The following is a 22,470-nucleotide window of genomic DNA, read 5'->3' as shown; positions in this document are numbered from 1 at the left end:
GGACTACCCGGGGGACTGGCTCGTTTCGACGTCACTCTCGTCGACGTCGATGAAGGCGGCATCCGCGAAGGCGGCGCCGTCGCCGACGCCGGTCGGCGTGCCGGCCTCGACCGAGCCCAGGTAGAACATCGCTCCCGTAGGGTCTTCGACCTGGGCGAAGGTGCCGAACTCCGAGTCCCACGGCTCGCGAAGCACCGCGCCGCCCAGTTCGACGACCCGGGCGGCGGCCGTTGCCGCGTCCGGGACGCCGAAGTACACCGCCCAGTGCGAGGGAGCACCCTCCGGGAGCAACGCCGCCGAGTCCATGACCCCGGCGACGGGCATGCCCTCCGGCCCGATCGTGCTGTACCGGAACTCCGGGGTGTCGCTCAGGACCTGCGGGTCCCAGCCGAAGACGGTCGCGTAGAACGGCAGGGCGGCGTCGTAGTCCCGACTGCTGAGTTCGTGCCAGATCGGTGTCCCTGGCCGGGCGACGGTGTGGAAGCCGTCGAACTCAATGGGCTGCCAGATGCCGACCGCGGCGCCGGAGGGGTCCGCGAGCACCGCGGTGCGTCCCATCCCGCCGACAGTGAGCGGCGCGAGGATCACCTGGCCTCCGGCTGCGACCGCGGCCGTCACCGTGTCGTCGACGTCGTCGACCGAGAGGTAGACGAGCCACGCGTCCGGCGCGTTCGACCCGTCCGAGGCAGCGGCCATTCCCGCGACATCTGCGGCTCCGCGCGAGAAGGTCACGTAGTTGCCGTATTCGGGTCCGGATTCGCTCGCGTGCCACCCGAAGAGCCGGGTGTAGAACACGCGGTCCTTCGAGGGATCCGAGGTCATCAAGTCGTTCCAGCAGGGTTCGCCGAGCCGGGTCACATCGCGGGTGGACACAGCAACACTCCTTCGGTCGCGTCGCGGTCCCTGTCACCTTCGAGGTCGCGATCGCGGCCAGCCTACGACAGGGCCCGTCTCCGGGCAATGCCCGTGCCTTACCGGTCGAGAGTACCCGGCATAACGGGAACTCTCGACCGGAAAGGTACGCCTAGAGGGTGAGTGCGTTCCTCAGCAGGTCGACCTGTTCGGCGGCGTGCCGCTTCGCGGAGCCGGCCGCCGGCGATGCGGAGGCGGCCCGGGAGAACACCCGCACCGGGCGCTTGACCAGCTTGCTGGTGCTGAAGTAGAAGAACGGCCAGGCGCCCTGGTTCTCCGGCTCATCCTGCACCCACGCGAGTTCGGCGTCCGGGTACTGGGCGACGACCTGCTGAAGCTCGGCTGCGGGCAGCGGGTAGAACTGCTCGAGTCGCACGAGTGCGATCTCGGGGTTCGGGTTCTTCTCGAGCTCGCTGAGCAGGTCGTAGTAGAGCTTGCCCGCCATGAACAGCACGCGCTTGACGGCGGCCTTGTCTGTGACGCGCGCGTCGTCGATCACGGGCTCGAAGCGTCCGCTGGTGAAGTCAGCGACCGTGCTCGTCGCGCCGCGCAGGCGGAGCATCGACTTGGGCGTGAAGACCACGAGCGGGCGACGCGGGCGCATGTACGCCTGGCGGCGCAGCAGGTGGAAGTACGAGGCCGGCGTCGACGGGCGGGCGACGGTCATGTTGTTCTCGGCGCACAGCTGGAGGTAGCGCTCGATCCTGGCCGAGGAGTGGTCGGGGCCCTGGCCCTCGTACCCGTGCGGGAGGAGGAGCACGACGGAGGACCGCTGGCCCCACTTCTGCTCGGCGGAGGACACGAACTCATCGATCACAGTCTGGGCGCCGTTGGCGAAGTCGCCGAACTGGGCCTCCCAGAGCACGAGCGCGTCGGCGCGTTCGACGGAGTAGCCGTACTCGAAGCCCATCGCCGCGTATTCGCTCAGGAGCGAGTCGTAGATCCAGAACCGGGCCTGGTCCTCGCTGAGGTTCGCGAGCGGCAGCCATTCCTGGCCGTTGATGCGGTCGTGGAGAACGGCGTGACGCTGCACGAAGGTGCCGCGGCGGGCGTCCTGGCCGGCGAAGCGCACCGGGGTGCGCTCGAGTAGGAGGGAACCGAGGGCGAGGAGTTCCCCCAACGCCCAGTCGATGTTGCCGTTCCGGCTCATGTCCGCACGCTTCTGCATCAGCTGCTGGAGCTTGTTGTGCACCGTGAAGCCGGCGGGCTTGTTGAGGAAGGCATCCCCGATGAGGTGCACGACCGCCTCGGGGACGCCCGTGGTCGCAGGCTCGCCGACGGCTTCGTCCTGCAGGTTGTTGCCGGCGGACAGGCCCTGGCTGCCGACGATCGGGATCGAGGAGGACTGCGCGGCGTGCGTCTCCATGAACGCCCGTTCGAGGCGGTCCTGGAAGTCGGCGTGCGCGGCCTCGTACTCGGCCTCGGTGATGTCGCCACGTCCGACGAGTGCTTCGGTGTAGAGCTTCCGCACCGAGCGCTTGGCCTCGATCAGGTTGTACATCAGGGGCTGGGTCATCGAGGGGTCGTCGCCCTCGTTGTGGCCACGCCTGCGGTAGCAGATCAGGTCGATCACGACGTCGCGCTTGAACTCCTGGCGGTAGGCGAATGCGAGCTCCGCGACCCGCACGACGGCCTCGGGGTCATCGCCGTTCACGTGGAAGATCGGAGCCTGGATGGTCTTCGCGACGTCCGTCGAATAGACAGAGGTGCGCGCGTCGAGGGGCAGCGTCGTGAAACCGACCTGGTTGTTGACGACGAGGTGGATCGTGCCGCCGGTGCGGAAGCCGCGGAGCTGGGACATCTGCAGCGTTTCGAGCACGATGCCCTGCCCGGCCATGGCGGCGTCGCCGTGCACGAGCACGGGGAGGGTCGAGAAGGTGCCGATCGGCTTGCGGTCCTGCTTGGCGCGCACGATGCCCTCGAGGACGCCGTCGACGGCTTCGAGGTGCGAGGGGTTCGCGGCGAGGTACACCGGGATCTCCACGCCGTTGTTTCCGCGGAAGCTGCCCTCCGTGCCGAGGTGGTACTTGACGTCCCCAGAGCCCTGCACGCTTCTGGGGTCCTGGGTGCCCTCGAACTCGCGGAAGATCTGGCCGTAGGTCTTTCCGGCGATGTTGGTGAGCACGTTCAGCCGACCACGGTGGGCCATGCCGATCGCGACGCCGTCGAGGCCGGCATTCGCCGCACCTTCGAGGATCGCGTCGAGGAGCGGGATGGTGGACTCGCCGCCCTCGAGGCTGAACCGCTTCTGGCCGACGTACTTGGTCTGCAGGAAGGTCTCGAAGGCCTCGGCCTCGTTGAGCTTGCCGAGGATGCGCATCTGCTCGTCATGCGTGGGCTTGACGTAGGTCTTCTCCATCTTTTCCTGCATCCACTTGCGCTGGGCAGGGTCCTGGATGTGCATATACTCGATGCCGGTCGTGCGGCAGTAGGAGTCGCGGAGCACACCGAGGATGTCGCGGAGCAGCATCAGCCGCTGGCTGCCGAAGCCGCCCGTGACGAACTGGCGGTCGAGGTCCCAGAAGGTGAGGCCGTGGTTGGCGATGTCGAGGTCAGGGTGGGTGCGCTGGGTGTATTCGAGCGGGTCGACGTCGGCCATCAGGTGTCCGCGGACCCGGTAGGCGTTGATCAGTTCCTGTACGCGCGCGGTCTTGTCGACGGCGCTCGCGAGGTCGACGCTGATGTCGGGCGCCCAGTGGATCGGGTCGTAGGGAATGCGCAGCGCCGCGAAGATGTCTTCGTAGAAGTGGTGCCCGCCGATGAGGAGCTCGTGCACGATCTTGAGGAATTCGCCGGAGCCGGCACCCTGGATGACACGGTGGTCGTAGGTGCTCGTGAGGGTGATGGTCTTGGAGATGGCCAGGCCGGTGAGCGTCTTGACGCTCGCACCCTGGAACTCGGCCGGATAGTCGAGGGCGCCCGCCCCGATGATGCAGCCCTGCCCCTTCATCAGCCTGGGGACGGAGTGCACGGTGCCGATGCCGCCCGGGTTGGTGAGCGACACGGTCGCGCCGGAGAAGTCGTCGGCGGTCAGCTTGTTCTTGCGCGCGCGGGTGACGAGGTCTTCGTATGACGACAGGTACTCGCCGAAGGTCATGGTGTCCGCACGCTTGATCGCGGGGACCATCAGGGCGCGGGTGCCGTCCGGCTTGGGCAGGTCGATCGCGATGCCGAGGCCGACGTGGGCGGGAGCCACGACGGAGGGCTTTCCGTCGATTTCGTCGTACCAGACGTTCTGGCTCGGGAACATCTTGAGGGCCTTGATCAGCGCCCAGCCGATCAGGTGCGTGAAGGAGACCTTGCCACCGCGGGACCGGCGCATGTGGTTGTTCATCACGATGCGGTTGTCGATCAGGAGCTTGGCCGGGATAGTGCGCACGCTCGTCGCCGTTGGCACGGTGAGGCTCGTGGCCATGTTGGCGGCGAGGCTCTTCTGCATGCCGCGGAGCGGGGTGACGAGGTCCTGCGTCTCGGCAGCGCCCGCTGGCGCCTGCTGACCCTTGACCGGCGCGTCGGCCGGGACGGGGAGCGAACGCGGGGCGGTCGAGGTGGTGCGGGCGGTGCGCTGGCCGCCGATGATCGCGATCGGTGCCGTGATCGGGGCGGGCTCGACCGGGGCGGATGCGACAGGGGCCGGTGTGACCGGGGTTGCTGCTGCGGGGGCGGATGCCGCCGGCCGGGCCGACGGCTCGGCCTCGGCAGCGGGTGATTCCGTTGCGTGGCCTGCCCCGTTCGCGGTCTGGTGGTAGCTCTCCAGCACGGGCCACCAGGACTCATCCACGGAGTTCTTGTCGACGAGGTACCGTTCGTACAGCTCGTCGACGAGCCACTCGTTCGCTCCGAATTCACCCGACGTTGCTTCGTCGGATCCACTACCGGTCAACTGGCTCGACACAGCCGGTTCCCACTCTCTGCGTTGAATTTTGGATATCCCCGGCCGAAAATCGCCGGTTCGGTCTGCCCGCCCAGCCTAAACCAATCGCGCATGGCTGCGGGTATCGATGCGGGGGGCTAGCGTTATTTGCATGCAGTTCTATGGAGCGATCCCCAGCCACGATCTCACGTATTCCGACGTCTTCCTGGTGCCGAGCGAATCGGCCGTCACGAGCAGGCTCGACGTCTCCCTCGCGCCCGGAGACGGGACAGGGGCCACCATCCCTGTCGTGTCCGCGAACATGAACTCGGTGACCGGTCCCCGGCTCGCCGCATCCCTCGCGCGCCGCGGCGGACTCGGCGTGCTGCCGCAGGACATGCACCTGCAGGAACTCGACGCCGCGATCCGCTGGGTGAAGGACCAGTCGACCCGTTTCGACACCCCGTTCATCTTCGGGCCGGGTGAAACCGTCGCGAGCGCCCTGCGCCAGGTGCCCCCCGTCGCCGGCCAGGGCATCGTCGTCAACGACGCCCGCGGTGCATACCTCGGCTGCATCGATGCCGCCAGGCTCGGCACCGCCCTGCCGGACGCCCAGCTCGGCGACCTGCTGCACGGCCCGCTGACTTCCCTCGACGCCGAGGACATCGACGGCCCGCGCCGTGCCTTCGACGTGATGACCGCCGCAGAACTCGACTTCGCCCCCGTGCTCCGCCACGGAGTCATGGTCGGCACCCTGAGCCGCAAGAGCGCGCTCCGCTCGACCCTCTATCAGCCCTCCGTCGACGCCCACGGGCGCCTGCTCGTCGCCGCGGCGATCGGCATCAACGGCGACGTCGCCGCGAAGGCGCGCGCGCTCGTCGCCGCCGGTGTCGACGTCCTCGTCGTCGACACCGCGCACGGGCACCAGGCGGGCATGCTGCGGGCGCTCGGAATCGTCGCAGAGCTCGGCCTCGGCATCCCGATCGTCGCGGGCAACGTCGTGACCGCGGATGCCGTCAACGACCTGGTCGGGGCGGGTGCCACCATCGTGAAAGTCGGTGTCGGACCCGGCGCGATGTGCACGACCCGGATGATGACCGCCGTCGGCCGGCCGCAGTTCTCCGCCGTGCTCGAAACCGCCGCCGCCGCGCGCGAACTCGGCGCGCACGTCTGGGCGGACGGCGGGGTGCGCTACCCCAGGGACGTGGCGCTCGCGCTCGCCGCCGGCGCGGCATCCGTCATGATCGGCTCGTGGTTCGCCGGCACCATCGAGGCGCCGGGCCTGCTCGACACGGATGCCTCCGGCGCGGTCTACAAGGAGAGCTGGGGCATGGCATCGACCAAGGCCGTTCAGGAACGCTTCGACAGGCTCGACGCATACGAGCTTGCGCGGAAGACCCTCTTCGCCGAGGGCATCTCGAGCTCGAAGATCTACCTCGACCCGCTCCGCCCCTCACTCGAGGACCTGCTCGACATGATCACCTCCGGTGTGCGCAGCTCGTTCAGCTACGCGGGCGCGACCAACCTCGACGAATTCCACGAGCGCTCCCTCGTCGGGATCCAGTCGGCCGCAGGCTACGAAGAGGGCAAGGCCCTCCCGGTCTCCTGGTAGGTGGCGCTTCCTGACAATCGGGTCCAGGTGTGCCACGCGCACCCGGTCCCGCTCGGGACCTGCACGGTATAGTTGGATGAATAATGGACGACCCTCCTCCTGCGAATTCGCCCAGTAACCGTTCTCCCCGTGAGAACGGCCTTCCCCTTGTAACGACAGCTGTAACGACAGCGAACGCCGGGCCCCGCGATGTTTGAGTGGGTCATGCTCGGCCTCGGCATCATCCTGACCATCGGCACCGGCCTCTTCGTCGCGAGCGAGTTCTCCCTCGTGAACCTCGAGCGCAGCGACCTCGAGGCCAGGCAGGACCGCGGCGAGACGCGGCTCGCGAAGACCATCGCGGCCCTGAAGATCACCTCGACGCACCTCTCGAGCGCCCAGCTCGGCATCACCCTGACCACACTCCTCACCGGTTACGCTCTCGAGCCTGCGATCAGCAGCCTGCTCGCGCCCCCGCTGCTGGCTGCGGGGCTGCCGAAACTCGTCGTGCCCGTCGTCGCCTCGACGGCCGCGATCGTGATCGCGACCCTCGCCTCGATGATCATCGGCGAACTGGTGCCGAAGAACTTCGCCCTCGCCCTGCCGATCAAGACCGCGAAGCTCGTGATCCCGTTCCAGACCCTGTTCACGACCGTGTTCAAGCCCGCCGTGAACGTGCTCAACGGCAGCGCGAACGCCGCGCTCCGCTCGATCGGGATCGAACCCAAGGAAGAGCTGTCCGGAGCGCGCACCGCAGAGGAGCTCTCCTCGCTCGTGCGGCGTTCTGCCAGTGCCGGTCTGCTCGAAAAGGACACCGCGACGCTGCTGCACCGCACCCTGCTCTTCTCCGGCCACACCGCCGCCGACGTCATGACGCCCCGCCCGCGCGTCGCGAGCATCCAGCGAAACGCGAGCGCCCAGTCCGTCATCGACCTCACCCGCCAGACCGGGTATTCGCGGTTCCCCGTCGTCGACGAGGGCGTCGACGACGTCGTCGGCATCGTGCACGTGAAGCAGGCCGTCGCCGTGCCGCGGCACCGCCGGGCGGATGTCCCGGTGTCCGCACTCCAGTCCGAGGCCGTTCGCGTGCCGGAGACCATGAAACTCGACGGCCTCCTCGTCGAGCTCCGCGGCCGCGGCTACCAGATGGCCGTCGTCGTCGACGAATACGGCGGAACCGCCGGTGTCGCCACCCTCGAGGACCTCGTCGAGGAACTGGTCGGCGAGGTCGCCGACGAGCACGACCGCACCAGGGCAGGGGTCGTGCGTTCGCCGGACTCCCTGACCTTCCCCGGCATGCTCCGCCCGGACGAACTCCTTGAACGCACCGGCGTCGTGGTTCCTGAGGACGGCCCGTACGAGACGGTCGCCGGTTTCGTGATGAGCGAGCTCGGCCGCCTGCCCGTCGTCGGCGACGTCGTCGGAATCGAGACGGGAGAGCTCTCTGTCGAACGTCTCGACGGCCGCCGGATCGACCGCATCCGCTTCACGCCCACGTCGGAGCCGGAGCCGGAGACCGAGTCCGAGCCAGGGACCACGGTCGCGGTCGTACCCGCGCCGCTGGCGACGCCGGCGACGGCGCCCTCTGCGCCCGCCCGACCCAGCGCGGCGAAGTCGAAGGAGCGCCGTCATGAGTGACTGGGCAGGAATCGTCTGGCTGTTCGTGCTGCTCGCCGGAAATGCCTTCTTCGTGGCCGCCGAGTTCGCGGTCATCTCCGCCAGGCGCTCCCAGATCGAGCCGCTCGCAGCCGCCGGCCGGATGGGCGCCCGGACGGCGCTCTACGCGATGGAGCACGCGACGCTCATGCTCGCGACGACCCAGCTCGGCATCACGGTGTGCTCGCTCCTGATCCTGAACGTCTCTGAGCCGGCGATCCACCACCTGCTCGAGTCGCCGCTCGCCCTGACCGGGCTCCCGGACGAGGCGCTCACCGCGATCGCTTTCATCGTGACGCTGCTGCTCGTCTCCTACCTGCACGTCGTGTTCGGCGAGATGGTGCCGAAGAACCTGTCGTTCTCGATCCCCGATAAGGCCGTGCTCGTGCTCGCGCCGCCGCTCGTGTTCTTCGGACGCCTCGTCAAGCCCCTGATCGTGGCGCTCAACTCGACCGCGAACGGCGTCCTGCGGCTGTTCCGGGTCGAGCCCAAGCACGAGGCGAACAGCACGTACACGCTCGAGGAGGTCGCGACGATCGTGTCGGAGTCGACCAGGGAGGGCGTGCTCCGCGACGGAACCGGCGCGCTCAGCGCGACGTTCGAGTTCACCACCCGCAAGGTGCGCGACGTCGCGGTCCCGCTCGCGGACCTGATCAGCCTGCCGGAGTCCGCAAGCCCGGCCGACGTGGAGAAGGCCGTCACCAAGCACGGTTTCTCGCGCTACGTGCTCGTGACCGCCGAAGGGGAGCCGACCGGCTACGTGCACCTCAAGGACGTGATCGACCTTGACGGCGACGCGGGAATCCCCGTCACGGGCAGCACCGCCGGGCACGGCCTCGGCAGCTACGCCGACCCGATCCCGGCCAAGCGCATCCGCCAGCTCGTGTCGATCTACGAGGGCACCGACCTCGAGGACGCGCTCGCGACCATGCGCCGCTCCGGAGCGCACCTCGCCCGCTCGTTCACCGCCGTGGGGGCGACGACGGGGGTGCTCTTCCTCGAGGACATCATCGAAGAGCTCGTCGGCGAAGTGCAGGACGCGACCCGGCGGCTCTGAGCCGCGTCGAGGTCCCGGGTCCGACGGATGCTTTGGGCAGGTTGGGACCTCGACGGCGGGTGCTCGCGGGAGTAGAATCTGCGCCGAAAGAAAGTGAGGCCGACTCATGTTGAGCCAATTGGAAACCTATGCGGTGCTGCCCGCGAAAGACCTGAAGCGGGCCAGGGAGTTCTACCGCGACAAGCTCGGGCTCGAGCCCGTTGAGGAGCACGAGCACGGTCTCGTGTACCGCACGCCGTCAGGGGCGAGGCTGCAGGTCTACGAGACCGAGAACGCCGGAACGGCCCAGAACACCGCGCTCGGCTGGATGACGGACGACCTCGAGGCCGAAATGGCCGCGCTGCGCAGCCGCGGCGTCGTGTTCGAGGAGTACGACGTGCCCGGGCTCAAGACCGTGAACGGGATCGCCACGGACGCCGAAGGCATGGCCGCGTGGTTCAGGGACTCCGAAGGCAATTTCCTGTGCGTGTCCCAGGGGATGTGAGGCCTCAGGCCTCCGGCCAGCGGGCGCGCAGGTACTGCGGCGGCCAATAGTCGATCGTCGCCCCGAGTTCGTGGGCGGCCCGCAACGGGAAGTGCGGGTCGCGCAGGAGTTCCCTCGCGAGCATGACGGCGTCGGCCTGCCCGCTCGCGAGGATGTCCTCGGCCTGCGACGGGGTCGTGATGAGTCCGACCGCGCTCACCGGGACATCCGCTTCGCCCTTCACGAACGCGGCGAGCGGCACCTGGTAGCCGGGACTGATCGGGATCTGCACGCCCGTGACGTTGCCGCCGGAGGAGATGTCGAAGAAGTCGGCGCCCGCGGTGCGCGCCCAGCCGGCGACGGTGGCGGTCTCCTCCGGGGTCCAGCCTCCCGGGGCCCAGTCGGTGGCCGAGAAACGCACGAAGAGCGGATGCGACTCGCCGACCGCCGCGCGGACGGCAGCGACGACCCGCAGCAGCAGCCTGGCGCGGTTCTCGAGGGAACCGCCGAACTCGTCGGTGCGGTCGTTGCTGAGCGGGGAGAGGAACTGGTGCAGCAGGTACCCGTGTGCCGCATGGATCTCGAGCACGTCGAAGCCGGCTTCGACGGCGCGGACGGCCGCGGCGGCGAAATCGTCGACGACCGTGTCAATGCCGCGGGCGTCGAGGGCGACGGGAGCCGCGTAGCCGGGGAACGGGATGGACGACGCCGACAGCGTCGGCCAGCCGCCCTCCGCCGCGGGGACGGTGCCGTGCCGGACGGCGCCGTGGCTGTCGGTCTCCCAGGCCGGCCAGGTCGAGGCCTTGCGGCCGGCGTGCGCGAGCTGGATGCCGGCGCGTGCGCCCTGTCCGTGGATGAAGCGGACGATGCGGGCCCAGGCGTCGGCCTGCTCCGTGTTCCAGATGCCGGTGTCTCGGGCGGTGATGCGACCCTCCGGGCTGACCGCGCTCGCTTCGGCGATGACGAGGCCGGCCCCGCCGGCCGCGAGGCCGCCGAGGTGCACGAGGTGCCAGTCCTCCGGCACACCGTCCTTTTTCAGGATCGAGTACTGGCACATCGGGGCGACCCAGAGCCGGTTGCGCACGGTCAGGCCCCGGACGGTCAGGGGGCGGAAGGCGAGGGGCTGGGTGGGCTGCTGGGCGGGGGTGGGCTGGGTCAGGGGCACGCAAACCAATCTATCGTGGGGTCATGAGTGGTTTCGCGGGATGGCAGGCCTGGGACGATGAGCAGGCGCGAGAGTGGATCGCCGTGCCAGGGGCATCCGCAGACAAGTACAGCAGGGGCGTTCTCGGAGTGCGCACGGGCTCACGCGCCTACCCGGGCGCCGCCGTGCTCGGGGTCGAGGCGGCCATGCGCACGGGGCTCGGGATGGTGCGCTACCTCGGCCCGCGCCGGGCCACGAGCCTCGTGCTGCAGCGCAGGCCGGAGATCGTCACAGCGCAAGGGCGGGTGCAGGCCTGGCTGCTCGGCTCCGGGATGGACGCCTCCGAACGCTCGCCGGCGACGCTCGAGGCGCTCGAGGGCGCGTTCGCCGAGGGGGTTCCCATCGTGTGCGACGCGGGTGCCCTCGACCTCGTCGGCAGTCACAGCGGCCCGACCGTGATAAGCCCGCACTACCGGGAGCTCTCCGGCCTGCTCTCCGGCGCGGTCTCCGGGCGGCGAGTCGACGTGACGACCGCGGAGATCGCTGCGGACCCGGGGAAGTGGGCGGTGCGCGCCGCCGACCTGCTCGGCGTGTCCGTGTTGCTCAAGGGGGCTGTGACGTACGTCGCCTCGCCCGGCGGCACCAGGCTCACGGTGACCGGTGCCCCGCCGTGGCTCGCGACGGCCGGCGCGGGGGACGTGCTCGGGGGCATCCTCGGCGCCCTCTTCGCCACCCACGCCGCGGCGCTCGAATCGGATGCCGAGGCCTGCGCAGCCCTCGCGGCGACCGCAGCGCTCGTGCACGGCCTCGCGGCGGCCCGGGCGTCCGCCGGCGGCCCGCTCGTGGCCCTCGATGTCGCCGAGGCCATCCCCGCGACGATCGCGGCCCTCCTCCGCCCCTGACCCCGGCCATCACCTTTCTCCCGGCCTCGGGGCGGACGGGTCGGGCGGGTCAGTGCGGGGGGATGCGAGCGAGGAAGGCACGGGTGCGGGGCTCGCGCGGGGCGTCGAAGACCTGCTCCGGCGGCCCGAACTCGAGGACCCGGCCGGCGTCGATGAACGCGACCCGGTCGGCGACGTCCCGCGCGAAGCCCATCTCGTGGGTCGCCATCACGATCGTCGTTCCCGACTGCTTGAGCTGTCGAACGAGGTCGAGGACCTCGTCGACGAGCTCGGGGTCGAGCGCGCTCGTCACCTCGTCGAGGAGGAGCAGTTCGGGGTCCGTCATGATCGACCGCACGATAGCGGCACGCTGCTGCTGGCCGCCGGACAGTCGGTCGGGGAAGTCGCGGGCCTTCGCGGACAGGCCGATCTGGTCGAGCAGCTCGAGGCCGCGTGCCTCGGCCGTGCGGCGCGGCACCCGGTGCACGATCCGGCTCGCGAGGGTTACGTTGTCGAGCACGCTCAGGTGCGGGAAGAGGTTGAACTGCTGGAACACCACGCCGATCCGGGCGCGCACGGCGTCCCCGTTCGCGCGTGGGTCGCTGATGTCCCGGCCGGTGAGCCAGACCTGCCCGTCGTCGCGCCGCGCAGGGTGCGGAGTGTCGCGAGCAGCAGGCTCACGATCAGCACGCCGACGGCGGCGACGAGCAGTACACGGATGTTGAGCAACAGTCCCTCGAACACCCGCGGGCAGGCCTTCACCGCGACGGCGGGGTCGAAGAAGGACTGCTGCACCCGGGTCCAGCCCGGCGTGTTGACCACGAATACCCAGATCACGATCGCGAAGAGGAGGGTGCTCACCGCGCTCAGCAGCACCGACCGGGCGGTCTGCGTGCGCCGGTACGCCCGGCGGCCGAGCTCGACCGCGCTCGGCGGCCGCGTCGTCAGACCGGTGTCGGTGACCGTGTTGGTGACCCGGTCGGGACCGGCAACTTTACCTTCCGCCGGGGTCACTTCAGGACGGGCGCGTCCGCGTTGCCGGCGAGCCAGGTGTCGGCGAGGTTCGCGAGGGTGCCTTCGGCGCGGAGGGCGTCGACGGCGGCGCTCACGGCGGCGGTCAGCGGGCTGTCCTTGGCGAGGACGAGGCCGAATTCGTCGGTACCCGCCTGGGCCCCCGGCGTTGCGCCGGGGGTGGGGGTCTGGCTGCTGGACCCCGCTGCGGCATCGGGCAGCTGCCCGATGATCGTGCCGCCGTCGAGTTCGACACCGGTGAGGTAGAACGCTGTCGGGAGGTCGACGACGATCGCGTCGACGGTGCCGTTCTGCAGCGCGAGCTTCGCGTCGTCGTTCGTGTTGAACGCCTGCACACCCTGGGTCGGTGCGATCAGCTTCTCCGCTTCCGTGAAGCTCGTCGTGCCGGTCGCGGCCCCGATCAGGAGACCCTTGAGCCCGGCGAGCGAGGTCACGGCGGCCGCCGGAGAGGTGCTGATGGTGATTACGGCCTGGGTGGTCTCGTAGTACGGCGAGGAGAAGTCGACCTGCTGGGCGCGCTCGGCCGTGATCGAGAACTGCTGCAGGTTGAAGTCGAAGGCCTTCGGCCCCGGAGCGATCGCCTCGTCGAAGGTGCTCCGCACCCAGGTCACGTTCTCCTTCGCGAAGCCGAGCTTGCCGGCGACGGCGTAGGCGACGGCGGCTTCGAAGCCCTTGCCGGACGCAGGTGAGTCGTCGATCACCCAGGGGAAGTACGCGGGTTCCCCGGTTCCGATCGTGAGCTTGCCCGGCGTGAGGTACGCCGTGGGATCGGGGGAGCTCAGCGATCCCGCGTTCGTGGACGGGGCGCTGATCGGGGTGGGGCTTGCTGCCGAACAGGCGCTCAACAGGAGCGCACCCGCCACGGAGAGGGCGAGCACAAAAACGTGACGGGACCTGCGGCGATTCACCATATTGACCACTCCTCGCGATGACTGTCTCTGGCCATCATGACGCATGTTTTCGCGGGCGTCGGCTCGCACCCGCGAATGTGACGGTCTCGTTAAGAACACCGGGGTGTGGGAAAGTGGAACGTGCCCGATTCCCTTCCCCCAAAACCACCGGTGCGGTTCGTGTCGGGCTCGAGCCTGCGCATCCTACTCTGGGCCGGATTCATCGCTGTGCACGCCTGGCTCGTGTACATCTGCTTCGCCGCGATCGGCTGGCCGCTCGGCGACGTCGACGTCGTCTACCTCGGCTGGGCGACCGACGCCGCGAGCGGCGCGGCCCTCGCGGGCATCACCGCGCCCTTCGTCTACCCCCTGCTCGCCGTCGTTCCTATCTTCGCGGCCCTCGCCTTCGGCACCGCCTCGTACCCGGCGACCTGGCTCGGTATCGTCACCCTCCTCAACGCGGTCGCATTCGCGGCCCTGACCGGGCGGCGCCGCGGACCGCGCGCGCTCCTCGCCGCGGGCTGGTGGCTGGCCTTCCTCCTGCTGCTCGGTCCGATCGCGCTCGCCAGGATCGACTCGATCACGGCCCCGCTCGTCATCCTCGCCGTGCTGTGGCTGCGGACCCGGCCGGTCTGGGGCACCGTGATCCTCACTCTCGCGACGTGGGTGAAGATCTGGCCGATCGCTGTCATCGCGGCGCTTGTCATCGCCTCGAAGCAACGGGTGCGCGCCGGCTACGCCTTCCTCGGCACGAGCGCCGTCATCGTGATCGCGGCGCTCAGCCTCGGCAGCGGCCTCCGGGTGTTCAGCTTCATCTCCGAGCAGGCCAACCGCGGCATCCAGATCGAGTCGCCCGTCGGCGCCATCTGGATGGTACAGGCCGCGCTGCGGATGCCGGGCAGCTACATCTACTACGACCACGACATCCTCACCTTCCAGGTCGTCGGCCCAGGATCTTTCATCGCCGTCGCGCTCATGACGCCGGTGCTCGCGCTCTGCATCGCAGCGGTGCTGCTGATCGCGGTGCGGGCGACACGGGCCGGGGCGAGCTCCGAGAGGCTGTTCCCGCCGCTCGTCCTCGCGCTCGTCGTGACGCTGATGGCCGTCAACAAGGTCGGTTCGCCGCAGTTCGTGATCTGGCTCGCCGCGCCGACCATCCTCGGTATCCTGCTGCGGGGGCGAGGCTGGCGGACCCCGACCATTCTCGTCACGGTCATCGCCGGGCTCACCCAGGTCGTCTACCCCTACCTGTACGACTGGCTGCTCGTCGCGAACCCACTGATGGTGCTCGCCCTCTCCGTGCGCAACGTTCTCGAGTTCGTCGTGCTCGCCTGGGCCGTCCGCGAGGTGTGGGCTCTCGGCAGCCGCTCCGCCCACCACGGCAACCGCCACGGCGACGACAATGCCGCCCCGCACGACCCACCGGCGGCCGGCCTCGACCGCCCGATCCTCATCCCCAGGGAGTAATCATGCTCGTCGCCTTTTCCGTCTCGCCCTCCGGCGCCCAGGATGCCGAGGGTTCCGTGCACGACGCCGTCGCCGCGGCCGTCCGGATCGTCCGCGCCTCGGGCCTGTCGAACCACACCGACTCGATGTTCACGACGATCGAGGGCTCCTGGGACGAGGTTTTCGCCGTCGTCAAGGCCGCCACGGAGGCCGTCGGCGCCTTCGGCCCGCGGGTGTCCCTCGTGCTCAAGGCGGACATCCGCCCCGGTCGCACCGGCGAGCTGACCGGCAAGATCGAACGCCTCGAGGTCGCGCTCGAGAACGCACGGGCGGCCGGCGGCGCGTCATAGCAGGCACGGCACGGGCAGGCGGATGCTGCCGGTCGCTTCCCGCCGCTTCCCGCCGCTTCCCGCCGCAACCGTCCGGCCCTAGGCTGGACCGCATGCCCCCACCCATCGACGGGTCGGCGACTCTGTCTCCGGCCCGGATCCGCCTGGCCCTGCTCTCCCTCGCCCTCGGCGGCTTCGGCATCGGCGCGACCGAATTCGTGGCGATGGGGCTGCTGCCGAACCTCGCGCGGGACCTCCTGCCCGGCCTCTACGCGACCGCGCCGGACGCCGCGAACGCCCAGATCGGCTGGCTGATCTCGGCGTACGCTCTCGGCGTCGTCGTCGGAGCCCCGACGATCGCGGCCGCAGCGGCACGCTGGCCGCGCAAACAGCTGCTGCTCGCCCTGCTCGCCGCGTTCACCCTCGCGACGATCGCCTCCGCCCTGCTGCCGACGTTCGGGCTCGTGCTCGTGGCCCGGTTCGTGGCCGCGCTCCCGCACGGTGCATACTTCGGCATCGCCTCGCTCGTCGCTGCCGACCTGATGGGCGCGGGCAAGCGGGCGCGCGGCGTCGCGCTCGTGCTCAGCGGCCTGACCATCTCCAACGTGATCGGCGTGCCCGTGATCACCTGGATCGGGCAGGTGTCCGGCTGGCGGGTCGCCTACCTCGTCGTCGCCGCCGTCTTCGCGGTCACCTTCCTCGCCGTGATCCTGCTCGTGCCGTTCCAGGCCGGTAACCCGCGCGCGACGATGCGCAACGAGCTGAAGGCGTTCGGCCGGCTGCAGGTCTGGTTCGCGCTCGGTATCGGGGCGATCGGTTTCGGCGGCCTCTTCGCCGTCTACACCTATGTCGCCCCGCTGGTCATCGAGGTGACCGGCCTCGGCGCGGGCGCCGTTCCGCTCGTGCTCGTGGTCATCGGCCTCGGCATGACCATCGGCAACCTGCTCGGCGGCCACCTGGCCGACAAGAGCGTCCGCCGCACCCTCTACGGGTTCTTCGCGGTGATGATCATGGCCCTTGTGGGACTTGCCCTTTCTGCCCAGTTCCTGCCCGGACTCCTGGCCGGCGTCTTCCTGGTCGGCGGCGCGTCGGCCGGGCTGTCCCCGGCCATCCAGACCCGGCTGATGGATGTCTCGCACGACAGCCAGTCCATTGCGGCGGCGCTCAACCACTCGGCCCTCAACATCGGCAACGCGCTCGGCGCGTTCCTCGGCGGCCTGGCCATCGCCGGCGGCCTCGGCTACGTCGCCCCGGTCTGGATCGGCGCGGCCCTGAGCGTCATGGGGCTTTCGCTCGCGGTCGTGAGCTTCGCGATCGACCGGTCCTGGCGCCGCAACGGACGGCACGTGCCGTACGGCACCGCCCTCATCGAGGTCGTCACGGACGCCGCTTAACGCCGAAGTCCGAACCTTTTGCGACTCGGGTCGGCGCGGTCTGCGCCTGCGACGGCCACCGAAGACTCCGACGGGTGGTCGGGAGCTGGAGATCAGTCCGTCTGCAGCAGGATCCCGTCGTGGATCGCGCGCTTCCGCAGCGCGACCTTGGTTCCGACGTCGAAGCCCGCAAGACGGTACTTCTCGCGGATCCGCTTGAGGTAGGACTTGGCGGTCTCTTCGGAGATGCCGAGCTGGTGGGCAACGGCCTTGACGGGCTCGCCGGCACCGTAGAGCGCCATCACGCGGCGTTCCTGTGCGCTCAGTCTCGGCGAACCGCCGCCCGTTCCCGCGCTGAGAGCTTCGTCGAGTTCAGCGGAGATGTACGATTCCCCGTCGAAGGCGGCCCGGATCGCGTCGACGATCATGCCGGCTTCTTCGCTCTTGACGAGGTAGCCGAGTGCCCCGGCGGCGAGTGCCTCGCGCACGAGGCCGGGCTCCGAGTACGTGCTCATCAGGACGGTCTTGACACCGGCCGTCTTGAGGGTCGAGATCTTGAGCGAAACCGGGATGTTGTCCTTGAGATCGAGGTCGAGGAGAACGACGTCCACCGGGAATTCGGGGTGGGTGAGGAGTTCCGGCCACGTCGTCACCGCGGCGACCATGTTGATGTCGTCTGCGGCGCCGCGGATCCACTCCGTCAACGCCCCCAGCAGCATCCGGTGGTCGTCCACGAGAGCAAGCCGGATCGGATTCTCCCGACTGGGCGCCACCGCCCGGGTTGTCGTGCTGATGTTCGTCACTGTTGCCTCCTGTTGCCTGTGCATCCGACTGGAAGCCCGGCGATGCCGGACCAGAAAATTTCACGCATCTGCGGGATTGTCAATGCTGCACTCGATCTCCACGTGGAGACTGCCGCCCCGGCTCGACGCGATGTGCGGGCCAACTACCCGGATAGCTTGCCACGTCTCGGGGTCGACCCGGCGCCGAGGCACACCCGTCGTGGCCAATTCGATGGGGAATCGTAACTTCTGCCGGTCGATCAGGCCATTCGTCGGGCGGATCGGACCGAGGGAGAGGGCGACGGATGCCTCGGGGCGTTGGGTGTCGCTGATCAGGAGCCAGATGGTGCGCAGCAGGGCGTCACGCTGGGCGGGATCGAGCAGCCCGGCGAGTCCGGCCGGGTCGTTGAGGCTCACCGAGGGGCCGAGGAACTCGGACTCCGTGATGGCGTGGTACAGCCAGGTCTCCCGGCGGCCCTGGATCAGGTGCAGCCGCAACTGGGTCGCGAGCGAAGACGCTGTCGTCGACTTTGCCGCGTTGAGGGGGAGCGCGGTGCGGCCCTTGGACACGTCGTCGAGCAGGGTCTCCGCGTCGAGGTCGATCCGGGCGAGTTCCTCGGAGGCGAGCATGCCGACGGCGAACCGCGGCTGGGAGACCGTGCTCTGCACGAGCACGAGGTCCAGTTCGCGCTGCACCATCCGGTGGAACGAGCGAACGATCGCGACGCCGAGGAGCGGGGGTATCACCGCGAGCCCGAACGCGACGAGCTCCGGTGCGAAGGACAGCGGGTCGCTGCGCGGCTCTGTGGTCGCGAACACGGCGAGGAGCGTTCCGAGGACGGCCGTCGAAGAAACGACGTCCCTGCCGCGCCGAACGGTCACGAGCGCGATCAGCAGGCTCCCGACCGCGGCGGCGGCGGTCGGGAAGACCCCCCGGTCGGCGCCGGCGCGCGAGCCGGCCAGGTCGAGGGCGATGACGACCGCGCCGGACGCGAGGGCCGCCGCGAACAGCCAGTCGGGCATCCGTGCGGCGAGCCGCTGAACGACAGCGATCGCGAACGCCGTCGCCGCCACGAGAATCACCCACGCCACGAGGGTCGGGACGGGAGTCGTGTACCGGGGCCACTGCTCGACGTACTCCCAGAACAGATAGGCCGCGACGATGCCGCCGGCGACGGAGAGGCCGCTTCCGAGGTGGCGTCCTCCGAGGCCGCTCTGGTTGGCGCGCGTCGTCTTGACCGTTCGCTCCGGCCTGCGGAAGCTGCGGCGGCGATCCTGGCGCTCCTGGCGTCCGTGTTCCTCGAGCGGGCCGGCTTCGGTGACGGCGCGCCTGGCCGGTCGACGGATGCCGCGCTCCGGCTGCACAGTCACGCCGCGGGTGCTCATTTGGGCACCTCGAGTACGACCGTCGTTCCCGAACCCGGGGACGAGAACAGCCGGGCGTTGCCGCCGACGTCGCGGAGCCTGGCGACGACGGACTCGGCGAAACCGAGGCGTTCCGGGCTCACCGCTGCGAGGTCGAAGCCGACGCCGGCGTCGGTGACCATGGCACGAACTGTCGTGTCGTCGTCCGTGATCGTGACGTCGGCGCGGGCGACCCCTGCGTGCCTGCGCACGTTCTCGAGGCACTCGCCCAGGGCGAGCAGGAACGAGTCCAGAACGGTGCTCGGCAGCAGGACCTGGCCGCTCCCGTGCCAGTCCACGTCGAGCCCCATCCGCTTGAAGCGCTGTTTCACGGACTCGAGGGTGCTGCCGAGGGTCGACTCCGACGCGGGCTCGAGCGTGTAGACCCCGGAGCGGTGCGGGGTCGGGAGCCCGCCGAGCCGGAGCTGCCTGAGCAGCCGGGCGTCATCGCCGGCCTGCTGGCGCAAGGCGGCGGGGCTCACGCCGACGCCCGAGTGCGCGAGAAGAGTGAGGGTCGCGAGGACGGTGTCGTGCAGGAGCCTGGCGTCCTGCCGGCGCTGGGCCTCGAGCTCACTCGCGTGCCGTTCAGCGAGGTGCGCGCGGCCGATTTCGGCGATGCGCTGCATGACGCGGGGGATGCTCTGCGCGATCCACCAGCCGGCGATCGCGATCGCGATCCAGCCGGTGATCGTGAGCATGACCGGGACGAGCGCGTCGCTGCTGAGCCGCGCGGCAGCGAGCACGCTCGCGAGCGTCGCGCCGAAGGCGACGCCCATCATGATCAGCCGGCGCGTGGTGGTGACGAGTACCAGGGCGATGGAACCGATCGCGGGCGAGGCGACGCACGCGATCACTGCCTGTTCGCCGAGGTTGAGTCCCGATGTTCCCCTGCTGACGAAGCCGATCACGAGGATCATGGCCACCCCGCAGACGACGAGGAGTGCCGCCCACCGCAGGTGCCCGTTGCGGCCGAGCAGGTACTGGGCACCGACGATGACAAGGAGCAGGGGAAGGCTCAGGGCGAGCGCCAACCGGTCGAGGGCGCCCGGCACCAGGAGCGCGAGGAACGTGGCGACGGAACCCGCTAGTCCCGTCAGCTGCGCGCCCCTGCGCAGCAGTCGATCCCGTTCCTTGAAAATGCGTTGCATACCCGTCGCATTACCCCTCGTCGTGCTCCAGAAAGCACCATATCCGGATGCGGCCGGTTTCGACGCGCGCGTGGCACTCAGTTTCACGAATGTGCCTTGTTTACGGGCCACGCGAGCGGGGGGTTCGCCGGGAACGGGTTGAGCCGGGGGTATTTGGGCGCGTGCAGGGGGAATAGTTCGGCGCCTCGAGCTTTGTCGGGTCAGCATCCGTGATTCCTCAGGTTGTTTTCACCCTAGCAGCCTCGTCGATTCCCCCCGGTCCGGTGCCCCTCGTTTCGGTGCCGCCACCCGTCGCTCCGACAGTGCCCGTCGCTCCGACAGTGCCCGTCGCTCCGACAGGGCCGCCGTGCCCGTCCGGCCCCTGTGCGGAGTCGCGCCTGCCGAGGCCCAACGCGCCGCAGACCACGAGGAGCACCCCGGCCACGAGCAGCAGCCCGCCGCCGAGCAGCAGGGCGACCGCCGCCGGCACGAAGAGGCCGGACCGGACGCCGGCCCGCGCGTTGACGTCAACGCCCTGCGTCGCATCCGCGTTCATGACGATGACGGCCCAGTCGCCGCTCACGACCGGCCAGACCAGGCGTTGCGTTCCCGGCCCGGAGGCCGCGACCGTCCACCAGGTCTGGCTGCCCGGGCGGGCGGGCCGTCTGCTGCCGGGCACCTCGCGGTACTCCGTGCGGAACGGCGCGGAGTTCACGGAGGTGAGCTCGCTGTGCGCGACAGATGCGAGGTAGCGATCCACCTCCGTCCGCGGTGCGATGCCGATGAAGACCCCGGTGCCGCGGGCGCTCGTCGCCTCGAGCATCACGGTCGCGAGCCCGGAGGGCGTCCCGCCGGAACCCGCCTGGGCGCGGGTTCCGGTGCCGGAGTTGCTCTCCGTCGTGAGGTTCGGCGAGGTGATCGCGTACGAGGCCACGGAGAACGAGCCGCTCGGCGTGGTCAGGAACCCGTCCCTGCCCTGTTGCGCCGCGACCGTTGCGGCGGCGACCCCGGCTGCGAGCAAGCCGATGCCGGACACGGCGAGCAGCGTTCCGACGATGACCATGACGACGTAGCCGGCTTTCATCACGGGACTCCTCTTCGCTGGGCGGTCTGGACAAGGCAGGCAGTGGCCGGACTCCCTGTCAGGGTCGTCCGGAATGCCTGCCCTGTCAATCGCAGGGCGGTAGCGGAAAAGTCGGTGTGATAGCCGGCGGAATCAGCCGACGTCCAGCCGGCGTGAATGTCAGCGGAGAAGGCGGCCGAGTTGCTCGCCGACGGCGGCATTCTCGATCAGGAAGCCGTCGTGGCCGTAGCTCGAGGAGAGCACGACGGGTTCGGTGCCGTCGAGGCCATTGCGGAGGTGTGCCGCGATCCGGCGCTGGCCCTCGACGGGGAACAGCCGGTCGCTGTCGATTCCGACGACGAGGGTGGTTGCTTCGATCGAGCAGAGGGCCTCGGCAAGGGAACCCCGGCCGCGGGTCACATCGTGGGAGTTCATCGCCTCGACGAGGACGATGTAGCTGTTCGCATCGAAACGTCGGGTGAACTTGTTGCCGTGGAAGTCGAGGTACGACTCGACGGCGAACCGGCCGCCGGAGCCGAGCGGAGAGATCCGGCTCTGCCAGCCGCGCTCGAAACGCTCGTTGAGCTCGGACGGGCTGCGGTAGTTCAGCAGGGCCATCCGCCGGGCCAGGGCGAGCCCGCGTGTCGGACCGTCGCCGTCGACGGCGTCGTAGTAATCGCCGGACCGGAACAGCGGGTCGCTGCGGATGGCTTCGATCTGCACCGAATTCAGGGCGATCTGGTCGGCCGTCGTCACGGGCGGCGCCGCGAGGATCGCGAGCCTCTCCACCCGGTCCGGCCGGTCGATCGCCCATTCGAGGGCGTGCATTCCCCCCATCGACCCGCCGACCACGAGGGCCCAGGCGTCGATCCCGATCCGGTCGGCGAATGCGACCTGAGCGGCGACCTGGTCGCGGATGGTCAGGTAGGGGAAGCGGATGCCCCACTCCGAGCCGTCCGGAGCGAGGGACGACGGGCCCGTGCTGCCCTGGCAACCGCCGAGCATGTTCGGCGCGACGACAAAATAGCGGTCGGTGTCGATGGCCAGGCCGGGGCCGACGATGCCGCCCCACCAGCCGGCGGTCGCATGGCCGGGCCCTGCCGCGCCGAGCAGGTGGCTGTCCCCGGTGAGGGCGTGCAGCACGAGCACCGCGTTGTCCCGCGCGGGGGAGAGTTCGCCCCAGGTCTCGTAGGAGATCCGGACGGCGCCCAGTCGTCCGCCGGCCTCGAGGTCGAGTGCGCCCACGTCCTGGAACCTGCGGTTGCCGACGGGGTCGCCGTCCCGCCACGCGCCCGTCGCCGGGGGCTTGCCGAACAGCGAGCGCGCCTGAGCCTCGGTGATGAAGCTGGACGGGACCGTGTCCGCCGAGGTCTGCCATTCCATATGCCCTCATTCTGCCCGGTCTGACGCGCCCACGTCCCTTTGTTACGCGCGGCTTGTTTCGTGCGGCTGGATACGTGCGGTTGT

General features: G+C 69.7%; 17 protein-coding genes and 1 pseudogene. 8 read left to right on the top strand and 10 right to left on the bottom strand.

Annotated features, from left to right (window positions below; genetic code table 11):
- Nucleotides 1-3: 3 nt before the first annotated feature.
- Together RCH22_RS12210 and RCH22_RS12205 are read right to left on the bottom strand one after the other, a co-directional pair.
- Entirely contained in the window at nt 4-873 is an 870-nt protein-coding gene (locus RCH22_RS12210; protein WP_327014200.1) for a VOC family protein, read from the bottom strand.
- 151 nt (nt 874-1,024) lie between these two features.
- Complete coding sequence (locus tag RCH22_RS12205; RefSeq protein ID WP_327014199.1) at nt 1,025-4,807, bottom strand: multifunctional oxoglutarate decarboxylase/oxoglutarate dehydrogenase thiamine pyrophosphate-binding subunit/dihydrolipoyllysine-residue succinyltransferase subunit; 3,783 nt, start codon at nt 4,805-4,807, stop codon at nt 1,025-1,027.
- A 130-nt stretch (nt 4,808-4,937) separates the two neighbouring features.
- Here RCH22_RS12205 and RCH22_RS12200 point away from each other — a divergent pair, with 130 nt between their 5' ends.
- The 4 genes from RCH22_RS12200 (at nt 4,938) to RCH22_RS12185 (ending at nt 9,553) form a co-directional block, all read left to right on the top strand.
- Complete coding sequence (locus RCH22_RS12200; protein ID WP_327014198.1) at nt 4,938-6,377, top strand: GuaB1 family IMP dehydrogenase-related protein; 1,440 nt, start codon at nt 4,938-4,940, stop codon at nt 6,375-6,377.
- Between the two features lie 189 nt (nt 6,378-6,566).
- Nucleotides 6,567-7,994: a hemolysin family protein gene (locus RCH22_RS12195; protein WP_327014197.1), complete on the top strand. Its 1,428-nt coding sequence runs from the start codon at nt 6,567-6,569 to the stop codon at nt 7,992-7,994.
- Nucleotides 7,987-9,069, top strand: a complete 1,083-nt coding sequence (locus RCH22_RS12190; protein ID WP_327014196.1) for a hemolysin family protein — start codon at nt 7,987-7,989, stop codon at nt 9,067-9,069. Before RCH22_RS12195 ends, RCH22_RS12190 begins: the two co-directional genes overlap by 8 nt.
- A gap of 106 nt (nt 9,070-9,175) precedes the next feature.
- Complete coding sequence (locus tag RCH22_RS12185) at nt 9,176-9,553, top strand: VOC family protein (protein ID WP_327014195.1); 378 nt, start codon at nt 9,176-9,178, stop codon at nt 9,551-9,553.
- Between the two features lie 4 nt (nt 9,554-9,557).
- Here the strand turns inward: RCH22_RS12185 and RCH22_RS12180 are convergent, their stop codons facing one another.
- Entirely contained in the window at nt 9,558-10,691 is a 1,134-nt protein-coding gene (locus RCH22_RS12180) for an NADH:flavin oxidoreductase/NADH oxidase (protein WP_327015523.1), read from the bottom strand.
- A 29-nt stretch (nt 10,692-10,720) separates the two neighbouring features.
- Here RCH22_RS12180 and RCH22_RS12175 point away from each other — a divergent pair, with 29 nt between their 5' ends.
- On the top strand, nt 10,721-11,578 hold the full coding sequence (locus RCH22_RS12175) for an ADP/ATP-dependent (S)-NAD(P)H-hydrate dehydratase (RefSeq protein WP_327014194.1): 858 nt from the start codon (nt 10,721-10,723) through the stop codon (nt 11,576-11,578).
- Nucleotides 11,579-11,627: 49 nt separating this feature from the next.
- Here RCH22_RS12175 and RCH22_RS12170 read toward each other — a convergent pair.
- A pseudogene (locus RCH22_RS12170) lies at nt 11,628-12,319 on the bottom strand (amino acid ABC transporter ATP-binding protein).
- 248 nt (nt 12,320-12,567) lie between these two features.
- Complete coding sequence (locus RCH22_RS12165; protein WP_327014193.1) at nt 12,568-13,500, bottom strand: ABC transporter substrate-binding protein; 933 nt, start codon at nt 13,498-13,500, stop codon at nt 12,568-12,570.
- Nucleotides 13,501-13,620: 120 nt separating this feature from the next.
- Between RCH22_RS12165 and RCH22_RS12160 the strand changes: the two genes are divergently transcribed.
- The 3 genes from RCH22_RS12160 to RCH22_RS12150 all read left to right on the top strand — a co-directional run bounded on the left by RCH22_RS12160 (nt 13,621) and on the right by RCH22_RS12150 (nt 16,648).
- On the top strand, nt 13,621-14,946 hold the full coding sequence (locus RCH22_RS12160) for a glycosyltransferase family 87 protein (protein ID WP_327014192.1): 1,326 nt from the start codon (nt 13,621-13,623) through the stop codon (nt 14,944-14,946).
- 2 nt (nt 14,947-14,948) lie between these two features.
- A complete protein-coding gene (locus RCH22_RS12155; protein ID WP_327014191.1) occupies nt 14,949-15,275 on the top strand; it encodes a thiamine-binding protein in 327 nt (108 codons plus the stop codon).
- A 92-nt stretch (nt 15,276-15,367) separates the two neighbouring features.
- On the top strand, nt 15,368-16,648 hold the full coding sequence (locus tag RCH22_RS12150; RefSeq protein WP_327014190.1) for an MFS transporter: 1,281 nt from the start codon (nt 15,368-15,370) through the stop codon (nt 16,646-16,648).
- 92 nt (nt 16,649-16,740) lie between these two features.
- On the opposite strand, the gene RCH22_RS12145 is transcribed toward RCH22_RS12150, so the two are convergent.
- The 5 genes from RCH22_RS12145 to RCH22_RS12125 form a co-directional block, all read right to left on the bottom strand.
- Nucleotides 16,741-17,421, bottom strand: a complete 681-nt coding sequence (locus RCH22_RS12145; protein WP_327015522.1) for a response regulator transcription factor — start codon at nt 17,419-17,421, stop codon at nt 16,741-16,743.
- A gap of 69 nt (nt 17,422-17,490) precedes the next feature.
- Entirely contained in the window at nt 17,491-18,795 is a 1,305-nt protein-coding gene (locus RCH22_RS12140) for a hypothetical protein (protein WP_327014189.1), read from the bottom strand.
- Nucleotides 18,792-19,961, bottom strand: coding sequence for an ATP-binding protein (locus RCH22_RS12135; RefSeq protein ID WP_327014188.1), 1,170 nt, complete (start codon nt 19,959-19,961; stop codon nt 18,792-18,794). The genes RCH22_RS12140 and RCH22_RS12135 overlap by 4 nt, the downstream gene beginning before the upstream one ends.
- Nucleotides 19,962-20,178: 217 nt before the next feature.
- Nucleotides 20,179-21,027: a hypothetical protein gene (locus RCH22_RS12130; protein ID WP_327014187.1), complete on the bottom strand. Its 849-nt coding sequence runs from the start codon at nt 21,025-21,027 to the stop codon at nt 20,179-20,181.
- Between the two features lie 156 nt (nt 21,028-21,183).
- A complete protein-coding gene (locus RCH22_RS12125) occupies nt 21,184-22,386 on the bottom strand; it encodes a homoserine O-acetyltransferase (protein ID WP_327014186.1) in 1,203 nt (400 codons plus the stop codon).
- Nucleotides 22,387-22,470: the final 84 nt, after the last annotated feature.

This window comes from Cryobacterium sp. GrIS_2_6 (assembly GCF_035984545.1).
Classification (GTDB): domain Bacteria; phylum Actinomycetota; class Actinomycetes; order Actinomycetales; family Microbacteriaceae; genus Cryobacterium.
The sequence above is the reverse complement of the archived record's forward strand: the minus strand, read 5'-3'. Positions and strand labels throughout refer to the sequence as shown.